Here is a 25,609-nt window from a genome sequence, read left to right on the forward strand (position 1 = left end):
CATTTGTGTAGCTCACTACACGTCAATCGCTATGCCTTGGATAAATACCAAACAAACTGCTGCAAAATTGTACTCAAAAGATCAACAGACCCTAGCTCTTCTCACTATTATTATTGCAATCAAACCAATACATGCAATAGCAACTGCCAATGGAAACAAAACTGTTGTTACTGAGTAGCTTTCCAGCGCTGCTATCACTAATAAATTTCGGGTTAAAAACAAGCTAAAAAAGAAAATGCTTTCTTGCTCTGGGTACTGGTATGCTTTACGAATAGTAGGAGCAAAACCTAATAGGTCAATAATGGTTAAGAGGATAACAGACCACAAAGGTTGCTGCGAAAAATACCAGAGTGGAATAGCAGCCAGTGCTGCTATAAAAAAACTCCAGTCAAGCAATGTAATTTGCACATCTGCTCTGTTTTTGTATGCCAAAAACGCAATAAATATCGTAATACAGCCTGAGATACCTATCGGCCATGCGCCAATTCCGCCTCCGGCATCCATTTGAGCAAAAAATATAATTAATGTCGTTAATCCCCAGATCACCCAAGAGAATACATGCGGTGTAATACTTTTATTTAAAATGCCTTTTATGTACGGAATAAAACCATACAGAGTTAATAAAAGTGCCAGTACGCTCAATCCAATTTTAATATTTAACTCTATATCTGACATACACTTAGCCTAAAAATAATACAATTTCTTTGATCTGGATTAATTAAATATTGAACAGTTTAGTTTCTTTGATATAATTTATTTGGAAATTTCAGTAAATATTGAAACTTCAATAATCTTTGTTTAAACAATCGTTTGTTATTAGTGAATGATAAGCTGTAATTAACACTGAGTTATCGATTATTTTATAGGTTTAAGATGTTGAATACACCATTTATGCTTAGCAAAAATAGCTTGATTGGCCTTGCCCAACAAGTATTTTGCGCACGCTTAAATAAAGCCGAGCGTGGTGTATTATTAATGGCAAAACTCATGCTACTTAACTCTTTGATTATGTTAAGTGGTGGTGCGGATAGCTTAGTCAGTCTTGAAACCGGCCTGTTAGATCAATCTTTTTACGATCCTCTTTTTTACAATTATTCCGAATTTTTAGCCGATCCAAACCTTGCCAGCCAGTTATTTTTTGGCTTAATTTGCATTACATTTGTATTGGTATTTAGAAAACGCTTAGGTTTATTTTTAAATAAAGCCGCTTTTACGTTTCGTCAAAATCCAATTAACCAACCAGTGCACCATGCACACGGTTGCCGTGCTCCACCTGCTTTTTTGGTTGTTTGTAACTAAACACTTAATTGCAGTTTGGCATTTCTCTTTTATAACTAGCGCACTGAGCTGTGTGAGCTGCAATAAACGTTTTAATTATCAAACAACTACCCTTTCGCCCCAAGCTTTCTTGTACGCTTTGTTCGCTTAAATTTCAGTTATCTATTTAAAAAATCGAATAAACCGTATACGTCACCTTGGGGATCTTCCGGCTTAGCCGATCACTAGCGTTGCTTTATGTTTGATTAAATTTAACTGAGTCCACTCAGCTAATCAGGATTTTTGTGCTTTTAATCAGCAAAGCAGCAATTATTAACTCTAGGTTTTAGGATAGTCCCTTGTTAATTCGTAACCTTTGCAAACTTGCTTTAGCTGCTATGGCTTTGACTTTGTCTGGCTGTAGCGGTGGCATACTCGATCCCAAAGGGCAGATAGGTATAGATGAGAAAAATTTAATTATCATCGCTACTGTACTTATGCTGCTGGTTGTTATTCCCGTCATTGTGATGACTTTGTATTTCGCTTGGAAATACCGAGACAGCAGAACAGATGAAATTTATGCACCTAAGTGGGCTCACTCAACCAAAATTGAAACTATTGTTTGGATTATTCCAATTATTATTGTGGCAGTTTTGGGGGTTATTACTTGGCAATCAACTCAAGATCTCGACCCTTATAAGCCGCTTGAAGGTAAAGGGGAGCATTTGGTAGTTGAAGTTGTTTCACTTAACTGGAAATGGTTATTTATTTATCCAGAGCAAGGCATTGCAACGGTTAATGAGCTTGTTTTTCCGGCTAATGTGCCTGTGCAGTATAAAATCACTTCTGAAAGCACAATGAACTCCTTTTTTATTCCACAACTTGGCAGCCAAATTTATTCAATGGCCGGAATGGAAACCAAATTACATTTGATTGCAAACGAAGCCGGTAGTTATGACGGTTTTTCTGCAAACTATAGTGGTGCAGGGTTTACCGGAATGGAATTTAAAGCGATTGCGACTCAAAGCGAAGCCGACTTTGATACTTGGGTTGCTCAGGTTAAAGCCGAAAAAACCTTATTAAATAAAGCGAGTTATCAAACACTTGCTGAGCCGTCAGAAGATCATCCTGTTACTTATTATGGCGATGTTGAGCCGGGGTTATTCCATTCAATTGTGATGAAGTATATGCAAGCTCATGACGATATGGACAAGCCACATCAGGCTATGCATCAGCATTCTGCCAATCAGTTACACAGTGAACACGAGGAATAATCATGTCGTTGTTAGGAAAATTAACTCTTGACGCAATACCGTTTCACGAACCTATTTTGGTTGGTACTTTTATTGCTGTCGTTTTAGCTGGTTTGGTTGTGGCTGGCTTAATTACTAAATACAAAAAATGGGGGGTTATCTGGAATGACTGGATTACCTCTATCGACCATAAACGCTTAGGCGTTATGTATATTATTGTTGCGTTGATCATGCTGCTGCGTGGTTTTTCAGACGCAATTATGATGCGAACCCAATTAGCCGCGGCAACCAATGGTGCAGCTGGCTATTTACCACCAGAACATTACGACCAGATTTTCACCGCGCATGGTGTCATCATGATTATTTTTATGGCAATGCCATTTATGATTGGTTTGATGAACATTGTATTGCCACTGCAAATTGGCGCGCGTGATGTTGCCTTTCCTTTTTTAAATAATTTAAGTTTTTGGTTAACCGCTGGCGGCGCTATTTTAATTAATGTGTCTTTATTTGTCGGCGAGTTTGCTAAAACCGGTTGGGTTGCGTATCCGCCATTGTCTGAGTTGGCATACAGTCCCGGCGTGGGGGTCGATTATTATATTTGGGCACTGCAAATATCCGGACTTGGCACACTGTTAACCGGCGTAAACTTTTTAGTGACTGTATTTAAAATGCGTGCGCCCGGTATGACCTTAATGAAAATGCCAATTTTCACTTGGACTTGTACTTGGGCCAATATCTTAATTGCTGCCTCATTTCCAATTTTAACTGCGGTGTTAGCTATGTTAACGCTCGACAGATATTTAGGATTCCACTTTTTTACCAATGCCGCAGGCGGCAACGCCATGATGTACATCAACCTGTTTTGGGCTTGGGGACATCCAGAAGTTTATATTTTAATTTTACCTGCTTTCGGGATTTTCTCTGAAGTAGTTTCCACCTTTGCCGGTAAACGATTATTTGGCTATAAATCGATGGTTTATGCCAGCGGTGCAATTTCAATTCTGGGTTTTATTGTTTGGCTGCATCACTTTTTTACTATGGGTTCAAGCGCCAATGTAAATGCATTTTTTGGTGTGATGACCATGGTTATTGCGGTACCAACCGGGGTTAAACTGTTTAACTGGTTATTTACCATTTATCGCGGCCGTCTACGTATTAGTACCCCTATTTTATGGACTTTAGGCTTTATGGTGACTTTCACTATTGGCGGTATGACAGGGGTATTATTAGCTATTCCGGGCGCAGACTATGTGCTGCATAACAGCTTATTTTTAATTGCGCATTTTCACAATACGATTATTGGTGGTGCAGTATTTGGTTATTTAGCTGGTTTTGTTTTCTGGTTCCCGAAAGCAATGGGCTTTAAGTTAGATGAGCGCTGGGGTAAAGCCTCTTTCTGGTGCTGGTTAATCGGCTTTATTTTTGCGTTTGTCCCGTTATATGTTTTAGGTTTCCTTGGCATGACCCGCCGTTTAAATCACACCGATAATCCTGACTGGAATATCTGGCTATACATAGCTTGTGGCGGTGCGGTTATTATTATGTTCGGCATTCTTTCGCAGTTAATTCAGTTATTTGTCAGTTTTAAAAACCGCAAAGCTTTAGCTGATACCACCGGCGATCCTTGGAATGGTCATACGCTTGAGTGGTCAACTGCGTCACCTCCTCAATATTACAACTTTGCCAAAATTCCGCAGGTTCGAGATATTGATACTTGGACAGACTTTAAAGAACAAGGCAAAGCTTATCAAACTGAGCAAAGCTATAGCCCAATTCACATGCCCAAAAATACCCCAACCGGCGTGTTAATGGGTATGAGTTTAACGCTATTTTGTTTTGCGATGATCTGGCATATCTGGTGGCTGGCAGGATTAGGTTTTATCGCCGCGATTACTTTCTTTATCAAACGCTGTTATTGCAACGATGTGGATTATTACGTTCAACCAGATGAAATTACGGCTATTGAACAAGCCCATATTAACCAAGCCAGAGCAGCTCAGGAGGCAAGCGCATGAACTCAATCGCAACTAACTTTGATGCCATAAAAATTGATGATACGCACGATCACGCACATGAGCATCATGATTCAGGCGGTAATACAGTATTTGGTTTCTGGTTATATTTAATGACCGACTGCTTATTGTTTGCCTCGTTTTTTGCCACCTATGCCGTGTTATTTATGAATACCGCTGGCGGTGTATCCGGTAAAGAAATATTTGAACTGGACTTTGTGGCTGTTGAAACCGCCGCACTGTTATTAAGTAGTATCACCTTTGGTTTTGCGATGATCACAGCGCACGCGAAGAAAAAGTCACTGACTTTACTTTGGCTCGTTGTCACTTTTGCATTAGGTGCAGTATTTATCGGGATGGAAGTCTATGAGTTTCATCACTTAATTGAGCATGGCAACGGCCCGCAGCGCAGCGCATTTTTAACCTCATTCTTTTCATTGGTTGGCCTGCACGGGTTGCACGTAACCGCTGGTTTAATCTGGATGACGGTCATGATGCTGGAAGTCAGCCGCCGCGGGCTAACCAGCCAAACCACGACTCGCTTAAATTGTCTGAGCTTATTCTGGCATTTTTTAGACGTGGTCTGGATTTGTGTATTTACCGTTGTTTATTTAATGGGAGCTATGTAATGAGCCACAGTGAATCCAAAATTATCGAGCAGCTTCATTCAGATCATCACCATGAGCAAGCTCATGGCAGCGTAAAGTCGTATTTAATCGGCTTTGCCTTATCTGTGATTTTAACTGTTATTCCATTTTATGTGGTTATGACGGGGGATTTTTCAAAAACCACAACACTTTGGACCATAGTAACGCTAGCCATAGTACAAATTTGGGTGCATTTAAAATATTTTCTGCACCTTAACTTTGTGACTGAAGATGGCAAAGCCAGCTCAATGTCGTTTTTATTTAGCGCATTGATCATAGTGATGGTTGTTGGATTATCGGTTTGGATTATTTATGAATCCAACGCCATGATGATGTATTAAAAGCTTTAGTTGTTTGTAGGAGCTACCCTATGTTTCGCCGTTATTTATCTGTGACTAAACCCGGCATTATATTTGGTAATTTAATTTCTGTTATTGGGGGGTTTTTACTCGCCGCTCGCGGAAATATAGATATTAGCCTAATGCTGGCTACCGTAATTGGTTTATCTTTGGTGGTTGCATCTGGCTGTGCGATTAACAATTTAATCGACAGAGATATTGACGCAGCCATGCAGCGAACCCGCAGCAGAGTGACAGTAACCGGCGAAATGTCTGGGCTAGCAGCTTTTGCTCACGGCATTGTATTAGGCGTAGCAGGTTTTACCCTGCTCGCAATTTACACTAATCCGATCACCGTATTTTTTGCCGCTTTTGGCTATTTTATTTATGTCGGCGTTTATAGCTTGTATATGAAACGCCACTCCGTTTATGGCACTTTTGTTGGCAGCTTTTCTGGTGCTGTTCCACCTGTTGTCGGTTACTGCGCTGTCACCGCACAATTTGATATGGGCGCACTCATATTGCTGATAATGTTTAGCTTATGGCAAATGCCTCACTCATACGCCATCGCTATCTTCCGTTATCAGGATTATAAAGCTGCCAACATTCCCGTTTTACCTGTCGTAAAAGGGATTAATAAAGCCAAACAACAGATTGTTTTATATATCGCAATTTATGCCTTGGTAGTCATGCTATTACCACTCAATGGTTATACCGGCGCAGCGTTTATGGCTGTTGCCTGTACCACCAGCTTTTGGTGGTTGATGATGGCATTAAAAGGCTACCGTCAAGATATTGAAATTACAGGTTGGGCACGCAAAGTATTTGCATTTTCAATTGTAAACATTACCGCACTTTGCATTGCGATGGCTGTCGATTACCACACCACTCCGTCTACGCTGTTAGCGATGACGGGATAAAACACACACGATAAACATTAACCGTAACTAAGGAGGTCGCAACAGCAAAAACAAGTTCAAAAAATTAAATTAAAGTTATAAAAAGCCAATAAAGTAAATGAAACCAAAATCCGGTGCCTGCCTGCACCGGATTTTTATTTTTAACCTATCAATTTTATGTTGTTACGATTTGCTAAATGGCAATCAGCATAATAACCCATGTTAAATCCAACCTTTTTGTTTAGCGATCCGGGCTGCATCAACTCGGTTAACCGCGTTTAATTTTGCAATCGCGTCTGATAAATAGTTACGTACTGTTCCTTGCGATAAATACAGTTTGTCGGCTATTTCGGCAGTTTTTAATCCTTCAGATGCCAGTTTAATTGCTTTGCTTTCTTTATCTGATAGCGGGTTATGATCATCTAAAGCCATTAAGGCCAGTTCGGGATCTATTACCCTTCCACCCTGTGAAATTTTTATCAGTGCACTCACTAAATAATCCGTTGGCGCTTCTTTTAAAATAAAAGCTTTCACTCCTAAGTCCAGTGCTCGTTTGATATAACCCGATTTTGAAAAAGTGGTCATAATCGCTACTTTTATTTGTGGGTATGTTTGCTGAACAATTTGTGCTAGCTCTAAACCAGACATTTTGGGCATTTCAATATCGGTTAAAATAATATCGGGCTGTGTTTTGTTAAGTAACTCAAGCGCTTGTTCGCCATTTTGCGCCTGCCCAATGACTTGAATATTAACTTCTAGCGACAATAAGCTACAAATTGCGCCCAATACTAATGCCTGATCTTCCACCACTATAATATTCATCATCAGTCCTTGTTTATTTATGCGTATGCGGCAAATTCACCAATAGCTGCACGCCTTGTTTAAACTGAATGTTTAACTCGCCATTTAATTGCTCGGCTCTGGTTTTCATTCCTTCAATGCCATTTCCGGCAATGATTTGTTTAACTGTGCCGTTATCAGTAATTGTTAACTTAACCTTATCTTCTGTCTGAATAAGCTCAATCAATACCTGATTACCATTACTATGCCTTAAAATATTGGTGATCCATTCACGACACAGCATGATCAAACTAGATTCAAGTTTGGCTGATAACTCGGTTATATCCAGCGTTAATTGAGTTTTAAATCCTAATTGATTTAGCCGTGTGGTTAACTGAGTTAAATGAGCCTGTAAACCTTGTTGTTTTAATCCGCTTACCGCATGGCGCACCTCAGATAAACTTTGTCTGGCTAATTCCGCTACTTCTGCAATTTCTTTATGTGCCTCTGAATATTGAGATTTTTCAATTAACTTTTTTGCCAATTCAGATTTAAGTGCCAGCGAAGATAAAGAGTGCCCTAATAAGTCGTGCATATCACGGGCAATTCGTTCGCGTTCTGCAATGGTAGATAACTGCTCGATCTGCTCATTTTTTTTGTCTTGCTCAGCTTGATGAAGATGCTCTTTTTGGCTAAAAACGCCAAAAACCATCAAACCCAAAGTGACAACAGCCGACGTTGCCAGATAAAACGGACTATATAAGTCAAACCAATACACGCTAATGACTTGCCCAGCTAAATTTAGGCCAAGTAATAATAAGGCAGCGCTAATTCTAAAATAATAACCAGCTAAAAACGCGGCATAACCAAATAATGCATTTGCTCCGGGATGAAAATAGGCGGTGGCAGTAGATAACACAATAATCCCAATAATAGGATAAGCCACTGTGTAGCCTTTTTGGTAAATCGCTAAAATATACAACCCAATAAATAGAGCATAATTCACACAAGCCAAAATCACTTGTGCTGTTGTATATTGCCCAAAATTAGCCACTAAGCTAATAAAATAAAACAGTGAAAATATTAACGAAAAATATCCCCATTTAGCGCCAGTGGTATTGGCAACCGAGCTGCTAATGGCAACTAATTTTTGAATTTGCATCATAGTTGTGCTCTTAATTATTCTCTTAATTATAAAAAGAGGACACAGGAAACAGCCGGTATCACTGCTACCAGCTATTTCTGCTGAGACTGGTCTGAAAATAAATACCGGCTTTAACTACTCAGCCTGCCCTAGTAAACTTTTTGCCCAGCCATAGTCGGCATCTACCGCGAGTGCCTGTTGCCAGTTTTGTTTAGCTTGTTCGGTATTTCCCAACTGCTGATTAACCAACCCTTGCCATGTATAAGCTTCGGCATAACCCCACTGATAAGTTAAGTTTTGCTCACTGGCATACGCTTGCGCCGCACGCTCAAACAAACTCAATGCGGCATTAATATCACCACCAAACATAACTGGTGTTGTATATTTGCTAATCCCCTGTACCAATAAAACCCTTGGATTATCGGGAGCAAGTGCTTGTGCCTGTGCTAATTTTTCTCCGGCTTTAGGGCCATAATAAGCGGCTTTTTGTGGCTCTATTGATATTTTGTATCCATAAACCTGAGCCAATAAAGCTTTAATTTCTACATTGTCAGGTGACTTTTTATCTAACGCTTCAAGCGTATTGATTGCCTGCTCAATTGTATTGTTGGCTAGTTCAGTCTGTCCGGTCACATTGGCACTTAATGCCAAACGATATTGAGCTAAAGCTAAGTCATATCCAGTTAAAGTATTGACCATTTTTTGCAATTGGCCGACATTTACTGTAGCTGTAGCGTCTTCAATTTTTTGCACCTCAGCCTGACCAGCTACTACTAAGTTAGAACATAAAACAGCAGAAAAAATAATAGGTTTAATGCAAGATTTAAAAGTTGTCATGTCTGTCTCCTGTTTGTGAATGACAGACGTATTATTAACCTCTTCAAGCTTTGTTTTTAGAGTCATTTGTCATCAGTTTCAGGTGACAAATGTCATATAAAATCCCTTCAGTAGAATTAGACATATAATATTATCTTTTATTACAAGGTGTTATGCTTGGTCTAATTAATTTTTCATTAACTTGAGTTCAAAGGTTGATTATTCAACTCACTTACTACTAAACTCAGACCACAATAACAAATAAAACAGAAAGTTGGTTAGCTTTTGATCATATTAATTATTTTAAAAGATGAAATAGCTAGATTTAAAACCCAAGATTTACTAGAGGAAAAAGGGCATCAAGTTATTTCAACATCTAGTAGTGTTGATGGTATTTCATTTCTAAAATCCAAATATGTAGACTTTATAATTACTGAAGTAGAAATTGGAGAAATTGATGGTTGGCGCCTCTCTCGGTTTGTAAGAACTGGGATTTTAGCAACTGATGCCGATGTTCCTATTTTATTAGTCACAGAAAACCATAGCGGCCGCTTGGCAGAAACAACAGCTCAGCTATTTGATATTAATAAAGTTATTTCTTTTCATGAATTACCACTCATAAATTCTATTGTTGACTTAGTTAATATAGACAAAGCAAACCTTTTAGTATGCCCTAGCATTTTAGTCATTGAAGATACCCAAGATACAGCTAACTTGATTAAACGAATTCTTCAACATAGATTTACCGTTAATATTGCTGAAGATGGGTTAGTTGGATTAGATGCCTATCGACATAAAACCTATGATATCGTTTTATTAGACATTCAATTACCAGGTTTATCCGGTGAACAGGTTTTAGACGAAATAATAAAAATTAATCCAAAGCAAGTCGTCATAATTATGACTGCTCATGGAACTGCTGACTTGGCAGAGTTAGTATTGGTAAAAGGTGCAGCAGATTATATTCAAAAGCCATTTAAAGCAGAACAACTGAGAAAAGTTTGTGATATTGCAGCCAAGCGAGAAGATTTTTTAATTTCAAACCAACAATTTTTAGCTAATTCAAATGCGCTTAAAGCAGAACAACAAAAGTACGATTCGCTTGCCAAAACACATTACCGAGTATTGGATAATTTAACCAGTATTGTGATGGAGCTAACACCGACAGGCCGAATTAGTTTTTTAAATAACGCTTGGCAAAGTAAAACAGGCTTTTTAGTTTCTGAATCTATTGGGAAATATTTCGTTGATTTTATAGATAAAAGTCATTCCCACTTAATCTCATACATAGAAGAAAGTATTCAATCGTTATTAAATAAACAAACCAACAATAATTCTATAGAGTTAAAACTTAAGCACAAACACCATGTACATTTTTGGTGTGAGATTAACTTAGCGCCATACTATGACGAAAATAATAAACTGGCAGGTATCGCTGGCTCTATTGATGATATTAGTATTAGGAAAAAAGCAGAAGATAACCTAAAGCATTTAGCACTTCATGATACCCTGACTGGTTTACATAACCGTTATTATTTTGATAACGAATTAAAAAAAGTATCCAATATTGCATTCCACTCTAAACAAAGCTTTCCATTACTTTATATCGATTTAGACCATTTTAAGGTAATTAATGACACTCAAGGGCATAATCAAGGTGATTTAGTTTTAAAAGAAATAGGAAAATTATTAGCCGAAAGTGTCACCAGCAAAGACATTTTATGCCGGATTGGGGGAGATGAGTTTGCCTTATTACTAGCAGATACATCCTTGATGGAAGCTGAAAGTATCGCAAACCAATTTTGTAACGCAATAGCAAATACAAGCTTTCAGTTTGAAGATAAGATTTATAAAGTCAGTTGTAGTATAGGTATAGCAGATATAAACGGACAATTCCCTGATAGCGATTTATATTTACAACGCGCAGATATTGCTATGTATGCAGCAAAAGAAAAAGGTAGAAATCGAGTTCATGTTTTTCAAGATAATGACCAAATTACAGATGCCTTAAAGCAAAGCTTTGACTGGGTACAAAAAGTGCAATCGGCATTAATTGCAGACCAGCTTATTATGCATTTCCAACCTGTGCTAGATTTAAAAACTAACCGAATTGCTTATTTCGAAGCTTTGGTCAGATTAATAATCGATAATCAAATTGTATACCCTGGTCAATTTATTCCGCCTTTAGAAAAAGCGAAGGATATGGATTTACTAGACAGACATGTGGTGGGTAAAACCATTTATATGATGAAGCAATATCCAGAATTAAAATGTGTCGCAATTAACTTATCCGCCCAAGCATTTACTGACGATAAATTTCTAGAGTATGTGGAAGAAAAATTAACGTATTACCAAATTGAACCATCACGTATTATTTTTGAATTAACGGAAAGTGCTAGCCTTTCTAATATTACAGGAACTCAAAGGATTGTTAACAAGCTTAACCAACTAGGTTGCAGCTTTTCTATTGATGATTTTGGCACAGGCTTTAGTACATTCACCTATTTAAAACAACTTCCGGCACAAAGCGTCAAGATCGATGGCTCATTTGTAAAAGATATGGAGCATGACCCTATTGATGCAACCTTAGTTAAAGCCATTCATGACACTGCCGTAGCACTTAATAAAAAAACAGTTGCTGAGTTTGTAGAAAACGCAGAAATTTTAAATAAGCTACGCCGGATAGGGGTTCACTACGCACAAGGTTTTTATATTGCTAAACCAATGGATATAAAAGCTTTAATTGACCAATTAGCTGAAAAAGAAAATATTTAACCTATTCCTATTTATAAAAATAATAAGAGGTAAACAGTGGGTGATTCAAATACTCAAGTAAATGATAAACAATTAATTATCTCTGATTATGCAGATCTGATTCTTGAATATTTACGCCAATTGAACGTTGAATATATCTTTGGTGTGCCAGGTGGTGCAATTGAACCTCTTTTTAATGCATTAGCTCGTTCGGCAAGAAATGGAGGCCCTAAAATAATCATTGCTCGCCATGAATGTGCTGCCGCTTTTATGGCTGATGGATACTATAGAGAAACAGGTAGATTAGGCGTTGTGTGCTCAACAACAGGCCCAGGGGCAACGAATTTAATTACAGGTGTTGCATCAGCTTCTGTTGATAAAAGCCCAATGTTAGTAATAACGGCTCAAACAGCCCTGCCAAAATTTGGTAAACATGCATTGCAAGACTCAAGCGAAACTGCGATTGACACTGTTAGCATATTTAGGAGCTGTACAAAATTTAACACCCTGATTTCTCATGAACAACAATTAGAAAGTAAATTAATATCTGCCTTAATGAATGCAATGCAAGCCCCTAAAGCCCCCGTCCATTTAAGTATTCCATCTGATATTTTGCGTTTACCTTATAAGCAAGAGTCACCCAATATTCATTTAAATTATCTAACGAGCCAAACTTCATTTGAAGATATATTTGCTGTTGAACAGCTTATAAATCAAGTACTAAGCGCAGACAATATTGTCCTTTTTGTTGGGCATAACTGTGAGCATGCCTATGAACAAATTGAAATGCTGGCAGAGGTACTCAACGCCCCCTTCGCATCTGGACCTATGGGGAAAAGGTGGGTAAACGAAAAGCACCCTTTATACCGTGGCGTATATGGCTACGCCGGCCATCAATCTGCAAAAGATTTGTTCAAAAACCCTAACATACAACTTATTCTAGTATTTGGAGCAAGTATTACAGAAACAGGTATAGGTGGTTTACCACAAGATATCTTAAATGAGAAACTCATTCATATAGATACATCTGCAGAAAGCTTTAGTCGCACACCAATGGCTAAATTACATGTTTGTGGTAATTTAGCCGGAATAACTAACCGCTTACTCAATAAAATATCTCAATATAGCTGGAAAAGAACCTGGCAAGGAGTTGAATTTGAATGTCATAAAAATGCCCTAGGAGGATTTACCAGTTTACTCGAAGAAGAAAAAACACTAAGTAATGATACACCAATAAAACCCCAACGCCTGATGGGATTTTTATCGACTAAAATGCCTGATTCCACACGTTTCTTTATCGATGCTGGTAACGCATGGGCTTGGGCTACACACTACCTTATAACGCCATCCAATACTGGAACTTATCGAGTAGCGATGGGTTTTGGTAGTATGGCTTGGTCAATCGGAGCAGTTATAGGATCCGCAATAGCACAGAAAAATGCCCCCCATGTATGCATCGTAGGGGACGGTGCTTATCAAATGAGCTCGCATGAAATTGGCGTAGCAGTACAATACAAACTCCCTGTTTTATTTATTGTATTAAATGATGCCGCATATGGAATGGTAAAATTTGGCCAAAAAATGAGTCAAGCAGAATCGATCGGTTGGGACCTTAATTTTGTTAATTTTTCAGAGCTCGCTAAAGCACAAGGAGCCAATGGTTATATCATTGAATCACCAACACAATTAAATGAACTCGATTTACCCAAATTATTTTCAGATACTAAACCAACGCTGCTGGACATTAGAATAGATAAAGATGAAATACCTCCGATGATGGATAGAGTAAAAAGCTTAAATCAAGATACCGTTTTTTTAACATCATCCCAATAACTTTATTAGTTTGATATTCAACGGTTTGAAAATAATTTCAGTGTGTTTACCTTAAATGGCTATACTTACTTTAAACCTGACACAATTCAAAAAATGAGCTGGTATTAGGTATTAAATTGCCTATTAATTTATAAAAATAATAACTATAGGAACAACAATGAAATTCAAACTACTTACTACCGCTACTTTGCTGTTACTACTCCCCAATACGTACGCTGATGTTTACAACGATACCATAGATGAATCTGCAGATTTTTTTGATGACTTTTACGGTAGTGAGCAAATGGTTGAAATTGCAACCGGTATAAAAACTCAAATATATAAAGCACCTGCTGTTGCAACTGTTTTTACTGCTGAACAGATAAAAAATATGGGCGCAACGGATATTGATGATGTGCTGGAGACAGTTCCTGGCTTGCATATATCCCGAAATGCTATCGGCTATAACCCAATTTATTCATTCAGAGGGATCTATTCTTCAAATAATGGGCAAGCTCTAATGATGATTAATGGCACCCCTATTACGAATAGTTTCACAGGAAACCGTAACCAAGTATGGGGTGGGATGCCAGTTGAAGCAATCGCTCGAATTGAAGTAATGAGAGGCCCCGGTTCGGCTATTTATGGCGCAGACGCTTTTGCCGGAGTAATCAATATTATTACTAAAAATGCAGATGATATAGCGGATAACCAAGTTGCTTACAGAGCCGGGACGTTTGATACTCACGATGTTTGGTTAACTTTGGCTGGCCATAGTGGCAATTTTAAATATGCTAGTATTTTTGAATACCATAAAACAGATGGCTCGGACAAAATAATAACAGCTGACAGGCAAACCTTAAATGATATAGCACATGGCACTTCGGTTTCAAATGCACCCGGCCAAGTTAGCCGCTATACCGAAAACTATGATTATAGAGGCGAACTCAACTATCATGATTTAACTATCAGAGCGGGCATACAAAAACGTTTACGTGGGATAGGGATAGGTTTAGCTGAAGCTTTAGATCCAAGCAGCCGACAAAGTAGCACCCGTTGGAATTTTGATATCTCATATGATAAACAATTAACACCTAATTTTGAGTATCAAATAAAAGCCAGCTATTTTGATACAACACAGGAAGTAGAAAAAGATTATATTATTTATCCATCAGGTTATGCTAATTCCTATCCTGATGGATTAATTGGTAACCCTGAAGTATTTGAACGCCATAAACGTTTAAATTTTAATGCTCTCTATTCTGGATGGAGTACACATAAAATTAGATTTGGTATGGGTTACCATAATGCTGATTTATACAAAACTAAAGAAACCAAAAACTTTTCTTTTGGTGCAAATGGCGAAAATATTCCACCCGGGTCCCCCCTGCAGGATGTCTCAGATACTGACTATATTTTTTTGAAAGAAAGAGCACGGGATAATACATATTTATTTATTCAAGATGTGTGGAATTTTACTAATGACTGGGAATTAACTACAGGTATACGCTACGATCAATATTCAGATTTTGGTTCAACAACTAACCCTAGGCTTGCTCTTGTCTGGTCTACATCACTCAATTTATCTACTAAACTTCTATATGGAAAAGCATTTAGGGCCCCATCATTTTCAGAGCTAGGAAATATCAATAACCCATCTCAATTAGGCAACCCTAATTTAAATCCTGAAACAATTGAAACTACAGAACTTGTTTTTGATTACCATCCAGCAAATAGTATGAGTGCAATAGTAAGTTTTTATCAATATAACTGGGATGAGATAATAATTCTAATTCCAGACAATGACGAAGAAAATATACTCACCTCACAAAACTATGGGAAACAAAGTGCCCAAGGTGCGGAACTTGAACTTAACTGGAAATATAACGATATATTAAATATCTCAATAAATTACGCTTATTCTGATGCTAAAAACGATTTAACAAATCAAAAAGTTTTATATGTTCCAGCACATCAGTGGTTTATTCAAACAGAGTTGAACCTTTCAGAAAGCCTACATTTGAATATCAGAAATAATATAATTCAAGATCGTCAACGAGCACTATCCGATTCTAGAAAAGATATCGATGACTATTTGCTGACAGACTTGGCTTTAAGATGGTCACCAGTAAATATCCCTATAGAGCTTGCTCTTATTAGCAAAAACATTTTTAATGTCGACGCAAGAGAGCCTTCCTTAAATCGAAAGGAAGTAGTCTATTTACCCAACGATTTGCCTCTCCCGGGACGGACTTTATTTGGCGAAATAAGATACAGGTTCTAATGACTAAAAATACCTCCCCCCAAAATAATGATTTACCCCATACTCAAGATTTTGTTTATGCAGGTAAAACGCAGACAAGTATATTGTTAGAAACTGCATCAGATAAAAATCCGTATATTAGTCAAAAACATTACTTACATGGTTATGAACTAACCGATTTAATTAAACAAAAAAGCTTTATTGATACATTAATTTTATTATTTACAGGTGAGTTACCTACACTGAAGGATAGCCAGTTATTAGAAAGATTAATGATAGCTTTGATTAATTTAGGGCCAAGACATCCTGCAGTAAAATCAGCTATGGTAGCCGGCGTAAGCAAAACTAACCCTGAACATTTATTACCAATTGGCTTATCCGTTTTAGGAGGTCAGAAAAATGGGGCTTTAGAAGTTTCTGAGTCAGTTAATTTTATTTATCATCATGTCGAATCTTGTCCTGAATCTGTTATCGAATCAATTCTAAGCCAGACAGATTTAACCAAAAATGAAGGCGAAATTCATCTCGCACCAGGTTTTGGTAATCAATATGGTGGATGTGACGAACACTGCTTAGCCCTGAGTCAAATAGTATTTGAGCCTTACTTTACACAACCCCCTGAGAAAAACACTATTTTGCAATGGGTTAAACAATTTTCATTGTTGCTCAATAAGCAAAACCAAGGATTATTAAAAACCGGATTAGCGGCAGCTGTTTTTTGTCAGCTAGGTATACCAGCCAGGGAAAGTATTGGTTTATTTCAACTCATCTGCGCACCTGGTATTTTTGCTCAAGGAGTAGAGCAAACCCACAAACCAATAACAGCAATGCCCATGCTTACAGATGAACAGCACATATATCCATCAAAACTATAACCTAAAGAATACAAAATATGGCAAACTCAGACTTTTGGGATAAACGAAATCAAACTATTCACAGTAATGTTGGACACTGGCAAGGTGGCAAAGATGTAACAATTGAAGGCTACTCTTTAATACATGAATTAATGGGAAATGTATCTTATATGCAGTTGCATATCTTAAATGCAACTGGAAAATTAGTTGATAAAAATATAGCCGATTGGATAGAAGTTTGTTTTATGGGCTTGAGTTACCCCGATAGCCGTATTTGGTGCAATCAAATAGCATCCTATTCCGCAGATACTCATTCTAGTGTAGTCGCAGCGGCAGCCGCCTCGATTTTAGCGGCAGATTCCCGCGGTTATGGTGGTAGCCATGCCAGAAAGGTCAGTATGTCTTTTCAGAAACAAGCATTTAATCAATTTAAATCCGGTTTTTCATTTGAAAAAATTATTGCTCAAGCCAAATTCAAAAATGGTAAACCTATCATCGTCGGCTTTGCACGTCCTATCGATAGAGAAGATGAACGCCTAAAGCCTTTTGCACAAATCCAAAAAGCATTATTCATTGTTGAAGGTGAATATCTTAAATTTGCTAAATTACTCAGCAAATATTTATTTACTCATTATAAGCTGTCGATCAACTGTGGTGGCTATGCTTCAGCTTTTTTACTCGACCAAGGATTTAGTCCCGAAGATGGCTATAAAATTAATTCTTTTTCAGTAATAAGTGGGGCCATTGCTTGCTACCGAGATCAAATTCCCCACTCTCCAAATTCATTTTTACCAATGAAATGTTCAGATATAGAATATATTGGAACACCTATCAGAAAGGTAGAATAACAGAGAAACAAGAACCTTCACCTAGTTTACTTTTTAGTTGAATTTGTCCACCCATTAATTCAACAAACTTTTTGGAAATAGCTAACCCTAAACCCGTACCACTAAATTTTCGATTTTGCCCGCCATCGACTTGACGAAATTCTTCAAAAATATAACTTTGCTGTTCTTCACTTAAACCAATCCCTGTATCTGTGATTTTAAAAATTAAATATTGTGCTGATTTAGAAATAACTAAACTGACTTCACCATTTTCAGTAAATTTACAAGCATTACTTAACAAGTTTATCAGCACCTGCTCCAACTTATCTTTATCAGCAAAAAACTTAAAGTTTTTAACTTGAGAATTAATGACTAGCCTATTTTTATTTTTTGCTGCGAGTGGCGGTATAACATCTTTAATATCTGCAACAATTCTATCTATATTTAGTTCAATCAATTGCAAATCTAGCTTGCCAGCCTCTATTTTCGCAAGATCCAAAAGTGAGTTAATCATTGCTAATAATCGTTCTGCATTTTTAGTGATCTTGTCCATATCGTCCAGCAGTTCAAAATTTTCATCTAGCATTAATGATTCATTAATTAGCTCCCCATACCCTAAAATAGACTGGATAGGAGTTCTTAGCTCATGGCTCATGTTGGCCATAAATTCTGTTTTATGCCGACTAGCAGTTAAAGCTGAGTCTCTTGCCTGAGTTAATTCTCGAGTTCTCAGCTCAACTTCTTTTTCTAAAATATCTTTATGCGATCTTAATTGTTCTTCATGCTCAGCTAATACCCTCATCATATTATTATAAGAGTGAGCCATATTACGAACTTCTTTAGCTCCAGTTTCGTCAGCATAAGTATGCTCTGATGTTTTTTGAGCGTGAGCCATTGCTTTTGCTAGCCGATCTAATGGGCTGAATAGCCTAACTAGCGCAATATAAAGCAAAACGGAAAGCGCTGCGCCCGACACAATGCCAATCAAACTAATCGTGAATGTGATTCTGTTTTGAGCTTCAACCAAATTTTGTTTACTATATATAACCTGCGCATAACCAATAATCTCTTCTTGGTGAGTAGCATTTAAATAATCTATCTGAGATTCATTTTCTTCCCCATTATTTGTATTCAAAAAAACTGGAGAAGAAATCAGCCAAAATTGATTCGTTTCAAAAGTAATTTGAGCGTTCTCCAAGTTCGACACTGCCGCTTGTATTGGAAAATCAAAGGATCCACCAAAAATGAAGTTACTTTGACCATCTCCAAGTATAATACGAGCGGCTAATACTGATTGGAATCCTAGAACTTGCTCCATTGCTGACTGAGCATTTTCTTTAGAACCTGACAATATTGGGTAAATACTTTGATTAGCTAACCCCTGTGTAATTTGATACGCATTTTTAAGCATCAGTTGCCTAGACTGCTGATTAACCGCTTTTGTTGTGACAATACTTAAGATCACCATCATCAAAATAATCCCAGTAACCACGATTGCTGTAGCTTGGCTTTTAATACTTAATTGAGAATTCATAACATAAACAAATGTTTTCAAAATAACTATTCAGGAAATGTAAAAGCAAAATTAGCCTTTTGTTTATTACTATAATTTAAACCAAGATGAGCCGCTGTCCTTAGATTAACAGCAAGCTTAATTACCTTCATCGGTTTAACAATTGGCTTTTGTTGCACATCTAGTTGATTTAGTAAGTTTACTAACTCCATTCCAATAAATTTATTATCTGGTACAGCAGCAAACAATGCACCTCGGCGAGCATGGTTTGGCTTACTTGAAAATACAACAACTTTATGACTCCAAGCTTTTTCTAAAATAATAGGAACAATAATCTTATCATTTGCAGTAATGGGATCTAACGGTAACCAAATAGCTGTATCTGCTAAATTTGTAACTGAAAATAGATTATCGTATGCTTGAACAGCTTCTTGAATATTATTCACGCGAATAGCTTCTAACTGATATTCCATTTGAATAGCATCATTTTTGGCTTGCTCAACGTTCCAAGAAGAGGACGAGCTGTATAAAACAATAATTTTTTTTACTGTTGGAGCTAAGCTCTTAAGAGAAGAAAATAGACTTTTAGGCGAAGCAACTAAACTAATACCGGAAAGTTCATCAGGTTGGATCGGCAATGCACCAACCACAACAGACTTGCTTTGATTTATCTGCTTAGCAACAATCCAACCACCTTTACCTAAAGCAATTACTTTATGAGTTTTAATTTGTTTTTTAACGAACTCCGTTTCAAATTTATTAGCTAATTTTAGTTCTGAGATTTGGCCAGGAAACCCCTCTGCAATACCATCTCTAATTTGATTAAAGATTTCATCGTAAGGAGGTTTTACAACAGGGTATACAACTGTTAATTCATCGGCTTTTAGTTGCAAGCTAAACAATAAAAATGTATTGGATATAAAAATCACAAACCATTTAAATAGACTAAGCCACAAATTAACGCGAAACATATAGCTTGTAAAAACCCAAGGAAGGAAAGTTAAATAATTCAAAACTACACTATTTAACCAAATTAGATATTATTTTTTTATTTTTCATTATATTAAAGTCTTTAAAACACATACAAGATACCAATAAAAATAGCATTTAATCACTACAATACAAGGCATAAAATGTAGATATAGTTAGACCTTAATTATCCATGTGTTAATACAAGCTTTCAAGAATAGAGCCTTAATAATAAATATATTGAAAATATAGCTAATGAGCTTGCAATAGAGATTTAAGACACAAATTTAAAAATAAGAAATGGCGCGCCCGGAGAGATTCGAACTCCCGACCAAGTGGTTCGAAGCCACCTACTCTATCCAGCTGAGCTACGGGCGCATTTTGAGGTTAACTCGAATAAGTTAACTGAAGCTGATTCTATCTATAATCTGCTAAGTTTCCAGCTTTTTTTGAAAATAAGCGGTTAACTGCTTAAAAATAAAGCGATTAAATCTCAGACTTAATCGCTTTTAAATTTTTATATCGGCAAATTACTTTTGACGTCTCATTGCATCAAAAAATTCATCGTTGGTTTTTGTCATTGATAATTTATCAATTAAAAATTCCATCGCATCTGTTTCTGTCATTTCATGAACTATTTTGCGTAAGATCCACATTTTTTGTAGTTCATCTTGACTGGTTAACAGTTCTTCACGACGCGTGCCTGAACGATTGAAGTCAATGGCTGGGAATACACGTTTTTCCGCAATTTTACGGTTTAAGTGAATTTCCATATTACCTGTACCTTTAAACTCTTCGTAGATCACTTCATCCATTTTAGAGCCGGTATCAATTAATGCAGTTGCAATAATAGTTAAGCTGCCGCCTTCTTCAACATTACGTGCAGCACCAAAGAAGCGCTTCGGTTTGTGCAGTGCGTGTGCGTCAACACCACCGGTTAATACTTTACCTGATGATGGAATAACAGTGTTGTATGCACGCGCTAAACGAGTAATTGAGTCTAATAAAATGACAACGTCTTTTTTATGCTCAACCAAACGTTTAGCTTTTTCAATCACCATTTCAGCAACTTGTACGTGGCGGCTGGCTGGTTCATCAAAAGTAGAGGCAACGACTTCGCCTTTAACCAAACGCTGCATTTCTGTTACTTCTTCAGGTCGCTCGTCAATTAACAATACCATTAACTGGCACTCTGGGTGGTTAGCTGCAATTGCCTGTGCAATATTTTGCAGTAACATGGTTTTACCTGCTTTAGGCGGTGCAACCACTAAACCACGCTGACCTTTACCAATTGGCGAGGCTAAATCTAATACACGGGCAGTAATATCTTCGGTACTGCCGTTGCCTCGTTCCATGCGTAATCTTTCATTAGCATGTAGCGGGGTTAAGTTTTCAAATAAAATCTTATTACGCGAGTTTTCTGGCTTATCAAAGTTAACTTCGTTAATTTTTAATAATGCAAAATAACGCTCACCTTCTTTTGGTGGACGAATTTTACCGGCAATAGAATCGCCTGTGCGTAAGTTGAATCGGCGAATTTGCGAAGGAGAGACATAAATATCGTCAGGCCCCGCCAAAAACGACGAATCAGCAGATCGTAAGAAACCAAAACCATCTTGCAAAATCTCTAAGACACCATCACCAAAAATGTCTTCACCACTTTTAGCGTGTTTCTTTAAAATTGCAAAAATAATATCTTGTTTGCGCAAACGCGCCATGTTGTCGAGTCCCATAGACTCTGCAAGTTGAACAAGCTCGTTAATGGGTTTGTTTTTGAGTTCCGTTAAATTCATATTGGTGGGTTCTTATCTCAGAGACTGGCTGAAACAGTACAAGTACATAAATGATTTGATTAAAGTTTTAATGGAGTTTTCGGGAAGTTGGGAGTATTCCCAAAACAACTGTATGATAAGTTAGCACTTAAAGGAAAATAGATCCAGAAAAAAGAAGCTCTTTTTGAGCTTCTTTTCAAATTAATTTAAAAACAACTTATAAACTTTCGTCTAACCATTGTTTTAATTGTGTTTTAGACAAAGCGCCTACTTTAGTTGCAGCTACGCTTCCGCCTTTAAATAATAATAAAGTAGGGATACCACGAACACCATATTTAGCTGGTGATGCGTTGTTTTGATCAATATTTAGCTTACCAACAACAACTTTATCTTGATATTCAGTCGCAACTTCATCAAGAATAGGCGCAATCATTTTACAAGGGCCGCACCACTCTGCCCAAAAATCGACTAGGACTGGCTTTTCAGAATTAATTACATCTGTTTCAAAGCTTGCGTCTGATAAAGTTAAAATAGCTTCAGAGCTCATTGAGTTCTCCAGGTTTTGACGGCTTTTGCCGGTGAAAATAAAACAAAGTGTTTTTTTAATCGATTCAGATTCTTTTTGCAAGCTTAAACTGATATGCTTGGAACACTATGACAATACAAACACACTTATCACAGGTTGAATTTGCATCACTTTCGATGCACCCAAAAGTTCAACAAGCGTTAGCAGAAGCTAACTATAAACACTGCACTCCAATCCAAGCGCAGAGCTTACCTTTAGCTTTAGATGGACAGGATGTAGCCGGTCAAGCACAAACTGGCACAGGCAAAACAATGGCTTTTTTGGTTGCAGTTTTCAACCAGTTATTAAAGCGGGAAGTCCCGTCAGATAAGCCAGCCAGCCATGTTAGAGCAATTATTTTAGCGCCAACCCGAGAGCTAGTTGTACAAATTCATAAAGATGCAGCCTTGCTTGCAAAACATACAGGCTTAAAACTGGCACTGATTTATGGCGGTGACGGATATGACAGCCAAACTCAGCAGTTAGAAGCAGGTGCAGACATTGTAATTGGCACAACCGGACGTATTATAGATTACTATAAGCAAGGTCTAATTAATCTAAGCAATGTTGAAGCAGTTGTCTTAGATGAAGCCGACAGAATGTTCGATTTAGGCTTTATAAAAGATATTCGTTTTTTATTCCGCCGCATGCCGCAGCCATCCGATAGATTAAATTTATTATTTTCTGCCACCTTATCTATGCGAGTGCAGGAATTAGCGTATGAACACATGAATAGCCCAACTCATGTGCATATTGCGCCTGAAGAAATGACCAATAAACGGATCACCGAAGAGCTATTTTATCCGGCAAACGAACATAAAATGTTGTTACTTCTGACTTTAATGGAAGAAGAATGGCCAGATAAAGCAATTGTATTCTCTAATACTAAACATGGCTGCGAAAGCATTTACCAATGGTTAAAAGCAGATGGTCATCGTGTTGGCCTATTAACTGGCGATGTACCGCAGAAAAAACGTTTGAACATTTTAGAGAAATTTACCAAAGGCCATTTAGATATATTAGTAGCCACAGATGTAGCCGCCCGCGGGTTACATATCCCATTGGTTACGCATGTATTTAACTACGACTTACCGGATGACAGAGAAGATTATGTTCATCGAATAGGTAGAACAGGCCGCGCAGGTGCAACAGGCCATGCAATTAGTTTTGCCTGTGAAAAGTATGTTTATAACTTACCAGCAATCGAAGAATACATAGATCACAGTATTCCGGTTTCTAATTATGATGCCAGCGCGTTATTAGACGATGTACCAACGCCAAAAATATCGCCAAAACGCAAAATGCAACGAGGTCGCCAGTCGGTTAACCGTAAACCGCATCATAATAAAACAAATAGATAGCACTTTATGTTGTAATTTTAAAAGGAAGCCAAGCCTAAATGCCAGAGCAAAATTATCCGGTGTATGCCGCCATTGATTTAGGTTCAAATAGTTTTCACATGTTAATTGTTCGCTCGGTTGAAGGTAGCGTTCAAACAATCGGAAAAATAAAACGCAAAGTTCGTTTGGCTTCTGGATTACAACAAAATGGAACACTTGACCAAGCTGCAATGTTAAGAGGATGGGATTGTCTATCTTTATTTGCAGAGCGGCTTCAAGACTTACCGGTTCAAAATGTCAGAATTGTAGGTACAGCGGCGCTTCGCCTTGCGACCAATAAAGCTGAGTTTCTACAAACCGCAGAACAAATTCTTGGACACCGAATAGAAATTATCAGTGGCGAAGAAGAAGCTAAGCTGATCTATGTTGGTGTAGCACATACCTCTGGCACCTCTAAAACCAAATTAGTCATAGATATAGGTGGAGCAAGCACCGAAATTGTTGCCGGTGAGCGCTTTGAACCTAAAGTGGTTAATAGTTTAAATATTGGCTGTGTTACTTTCCGCAACCGCTTTTTTGCCGATGGCAGTATCACCTTACGTAATTTTGAATTAGCCAGCGAAGCTGCGCAGGCTGAATTAAGTGGCAAAATCCAGCCTTATATGGCTTTTGGTTGGCAAGCTTGTTTAGGCGCATCCGGTACACCCCAAGCGATTCAAGAAATTTTAATTGCTCAGGGTGAAAATGAAATGATCACCCTCGACAAATTACAAGCCCTTAGGCAAGCCTGTATCGATTGCGGCGATATAGATAAATTAAGCCTACCTGGATTGTTAGAAGAAAGACGTCCGGTATTTGTCAGTGGTTTAGCCATTTTAATCGCCCTGTTTAAAGCTTTTCATCTTGATTATATGGTGGTTGCTGGCGGTGCACTACGCGAAGGTATAGTTTATGGAATGATCCCTTGCCTGCAAAATCAGGATATTCGCAAACGTACTTTAACCAGTTTTATAGAAAGATATCGCCTCGATAAAGAGCAAGCATTAAGAGTGCGGGATATGGCTTTAAATATATATGATCAGCTACATATTCCTTGGTCGCTTGAACAACATGACAGTAAAGCAATTCTTGAAGCCGCGGCCATACTGCATGAAGTTGGTTTAACCGTTGACTTTAAATTTGCCAGTAAACACGGCGCTTATATTTTATCAAATACAGCGATTCCGGGGTTTAGTTTAGCTCAACGAAAACTATTAATTTCACTGGTACAAAACTATCGTGAAGATATTTTTATAAGCGAATTAAACCGACAAACCATGACAAGCCCAGTGTTAGCCGGGCAGTTAGCACGTATTTTGCGGCTTGCCGTTATTTTAACCATGCGCCGCAAAGACGAAGTTTTACCCAAAGTAAAAGCCAGTAGTCACCATATTAATGAGCTGGATATTCAATTTGAACAAAACTGGCTGGCAAATCATCCATTAATGGAAAGCGAATTAAAACAAGAGCAAACTTATCAAAAAATGGTTAACTGGCAACTTAGCTTTAGTTAACAGCGTTGCTATTAAATTTTGAATAGCTACTCATATATACTCATCTGTAGTTCGTTTTTTTGCCCGCTGACTCCTGTGATTTAATGGCGCAAGCGCCGCTTCACAAAGCGATTTACATCGAACAAACCTTTATACAAATACTACGAGTTGAGCTTTATATGAATAAAACGCTTTTTCCGATAATCCACATCGAATTAATCTGTTTTTAAACTTAAATGATAATGACTACTATTAACAC

Annotated in this window: 21 protein-coding genes and 1 tRNA gene; 13 read left to right on the forward strand and 9 right to left on the reverse strand. The window is 37.7% G+C overall.

Annotation, left to right across the window (positions count from 1 at the left end; translation table 11 throughout):
- Positions 1–81: 81 nt before the first annotated feature.
- Complete coding sequence (locus N7931_RS05745) at positions 82–675, reverse strand: hypothetical protein (protein WP_262792580.1); 594 nt, start codon at positions 673–675, stop codon at positions 82–84.
- A gap of 198 nt (positions 676–873) precedes the next feature.
- Here N7931_RS05745 and N7931_RS05750 point away from each other — a divergent pair, with 198 nt between their 5' ends.
- From N7931_RS05750 to cyoE, 6 genes are all read left to right on the forward strand, one after another.
- Positions 874–1,299, forward strand: coding sequence for a hypothetical protein (locus tag N7931_RS05750; protein WP_262792581.1), 426 nt, complete (start codon positions 874–876; stop codon positions 1,297–1,299).
- A 317-nt stretch (positions 1,300–1,616) separates the two neighbouring features.
- On the forward strand, positions 1,617–2,531 hold the full coding sequence (gene cyoA, locus N7931_RS05755) for a ubiquinol oxidase subunit II (protein ID WP_262792582.1): 915 nt from the start codon (positions 1,617–1,619) through the stop codon (positions 2,529–2,531).
- 2 nt (positions 2,532–2,533) lie between these two features.
- Positions 2,534–4,528, forward strand: coding sequence for a cytochrome o ubiquinol oxidase subunit I (cyoB, locus tag N7931_RS05760; RefSeq protein WP_262792584.1), 1,995 nt, complete (start codon positions 2,534–2,536; stop codon positions 4,526–4,528).
- Positions 4,525–5,154 carry a cytochrome o ubiquinol oxidase subunit III gene (cyoC, locus tag N7931_RS05765; protein WP_262792586.1) on the forward strand — a complete coding sequence of 210 codons (630 nt, stop codon included), beginning with the start codon at positions 4,525–4,527 and terminating at the stop codon, positions 5,152–5,154. Before cyoB ends, cyoC begins: the two co-directional genes overlap by 4 nt.
- On the forward strand, positions 5,154–5,513 hold the full coding sequence (gene cyoD / locus N7931_RS05770; RefSeq protein WP_262792588.1) for a cytochrome o ubiquinol oxidase subunit IV: 360 nt from the start codon (positions 5,154–5,156) through the stop codon (positions 5,511–5,513). The genes cyoC and cyoD overlap by 1 nt, the downstream gene beginning before the upstream one ends.
- Before the next feature lie 29 nt (positions 5,514–5,542).
- Positions 5,543–6,430: a heme o synthase gene (gene cyoE / locus N7931_RS05775; RefSeq protein WP_262792590.1), complete on the forward strand. Its 888-nt coding sequence runs from the start codon at positions 5,543–5,545 to the stop codon at positions 6,428–6,430.
- A 201-nt stretch (positions 6,431–6,631) separates the two neighbouring features.
- Here the strand turns inward: cyoE and N7931_RS05780 are convergent, their stop codons facing one another.
- The 3 genes from N7931_RS05780 to N7931_RS05790 all read right to left on the reverse strand — a co-directional run bounded on the left by N7931_RS05780 (position 6,632) and on the right by N7931_RS05790 (position 9,170).
- Positions 6,632–7,234: a DNA-binding response regulator gene (locus N7931_RS05780; RefSeq protein ID WP_262792592.1), complete on the reverse strand. Its 603-nt coding sequence runs from the start codon at positions 7,232–7,234 to the stop codon at positions 6,632–6,634.
- Positions 7,235–7,244: 10 nt separating this feature from the next.
- The gene (locus tag N7931_RS05785; protein ID WP_262792593.1) at positions 7,245–8,354 is read right to left on the reverse strand and encodes a sensor histidine kinase; all 1,110 of its coding nucleotides are present in this window, start codon (positions 8,352–8,354) and stop codon (positions 7,245–7,247) included.
- Between the two features lie 114 nt (positions 8,355–8,468).
- Positions 8,469–9,170, reverse strand: coding sequence for a hypothetical protein (locus N7931_RS05790; protein ID WP_262792595.1), 702 nt, complete (start codon positions 9,168–9,170; stop codon positions 8,469–8,471).
- A 264-nt stretch (positions 9,171–9,434) separates the two neighbouring features.
- On the opposite strand from N7931_RS05790, the gene N7931_RS05795 reads away from it, so the two are divergent.
- The 5 genes from N7931_RS05795 (at position 9,435) to N7931_RS05815 (ending at position 17,680) form a co-directional block, all read left to right on the forward strand.
- Positions 9,435–11,924, forward strand: coding sequence for a GGDEF domain-containing response regulator (locus N7931_RS05795; protein WP_262792596.1), 2,490 nt, complete (start codon positions 9,435–9,437; stop codon positions 11,922–11,924).
- Between the two features lie 36 nt (positions 11,925–11,960).
- The gene (locus N7931_RS05800; protein WP_262792598.1) at positions 11,961–13,736 is read left to right on the forward strand and encodes a thiamine pyrophosphate-binding protein; all 1,776 of its coding nucleotides are present in this window, start codon (positions 11,961–11,963) and stop codon (positions 13,734–13,736) included.
- A gap of 157 nt (positions 13,737–13,893) precedes the next feature.
- Positions 13,894–15,999, forward strand: a complete 2,106-nt coding sequence (locus N7931_RS05805) for a TonB-dependent receptor plug domain-containing protein (RefSeq protein ID WP_262792599.1) — start codon at positions 13,894–13,896, stop codon at positions 15,997–15,999.
- A complete protein-coding gene (locus N7931_RS05810; RefSeq protein WP_262792601.1) occupies positions 15,999–16,853 on the forward strand; it encodes a citrate/2-methylcitrate synthase in 855 nt (284 codons plus the stop codon). The genes N7931_RS05805 and N7931_RS05810 overlap by 1 nt, the downstream gene beginning before the upstream one ends.
- 17 nt (positions 16,854–16,870) lie before the next feature.
- A complete protein-coding gene (locus tag N7931_RS05815) occupies positions 16,871–17,680 on the forward strand; it encodes a hypothetical protein (protein ID WP_262792603.1) in 810 nt (269 codons plus the stop codon).
- Here N7931_RS05815 and N7931_RS05820 read toward each other — a convergent pair.
- From N7931_RS05820 to trxA, 5 genes are all read right to left on the reverse strand, one after another.
- Positions 17,664–19,214, reverse strand: coding sequence for a sensor histidine kinase (locus N7931_RS05820; RefSeq protein ID WP_262792604.1), 1,551 nt, complete (start codon positions 19,212–19,214; stop codon positions 17,664–17,666). The genes N7931_RS05815 and N7931_RS05820 overlap by 17 nt on opposite strands.
- Positions 19,215–19,219: 5 nt before the next feature.
- A complete protein-coding gene (locus N7931_RS05825) occupies positions 19,220–20,185 on the reverse strand; it encodes an ABC transporter substrate binding protein (RefSeq protein WP_262792605.1) in 966 nt (321 codons plus the stop codon).
- 257 nt (positions 20,186–20,442) lie between these two features.
- Positions 20,443–20,519: transfer RNA gene (locus tag N7931_RS05830), tRNA-Arg, on the reverse strand.
- 152 nt (positions 20,520–20,671) lie between these two features.
- Positions 20,672–21,934, reverse strand: coding sequence for a transcription termination factor Rho (rho, locus tag N7931_RS05835; RefSeq protein WP_262792607.1), 1,263 nt, complete (start codon positions 21,932–21,934; stop codon positions 20,672–20,674).
- 196 nt (positions 21,935–22,130) lie between these two features.
- Positions 22,131–22,460: a thioredoxin TrxA gene (trxA, locus tag N7931_RS05840; RefSeq protein WP_262792608.1), complete on the reverse strand. Its 330-nt coding sequence runs from the start codon at positions 22,458–22,460 to the stop codon at positions 22,131–22,133.
- A 107-nt stretch (positions 22,461–22,567) separates the two neighbouring features.
- Here trxA and rhlB point away from each other — a divergent pair, with 107 nt between their 5' ends.
- Positions 22,568–23,839, forward strand: a complete 1,272-nt coding sequence (gene rhlB / locus N7931_RS05845) for an ATP-dependent RNA helicase RhlB (RefSeq protein ID WP_262792611.1) — start codon at positions 22,568–22,570, stop codon at positions 23,837–23,839.
- Between the two features lie 38 nt (positions 23,840–23,877).
- On the forward strand, positions 23,878–25,371 hold the full coding sequence (gppA, locus tag N7931_RS05850; RefSeq protein WP_262792612.1) for a guanosine-5'-triphosphate,3'-diphosphate diphosphatase: 1,494 nt from the start codon (positions 23,878–23,880) through the stop codon (positions 25,369–25,371).
- The last annotated feature ends 238 nt before the right edge of the window (positions 25,372–25,609 follow it).

This window comes from Catenovulum sp. 2E275 (genome assembly GCF_025515275.1).
Taxonomy (GTDB): Bacteria; Pseudomonadota; Gammaproteobacteria; order Enterobacterales; family Alteromonadaceae; genus Catenovulum.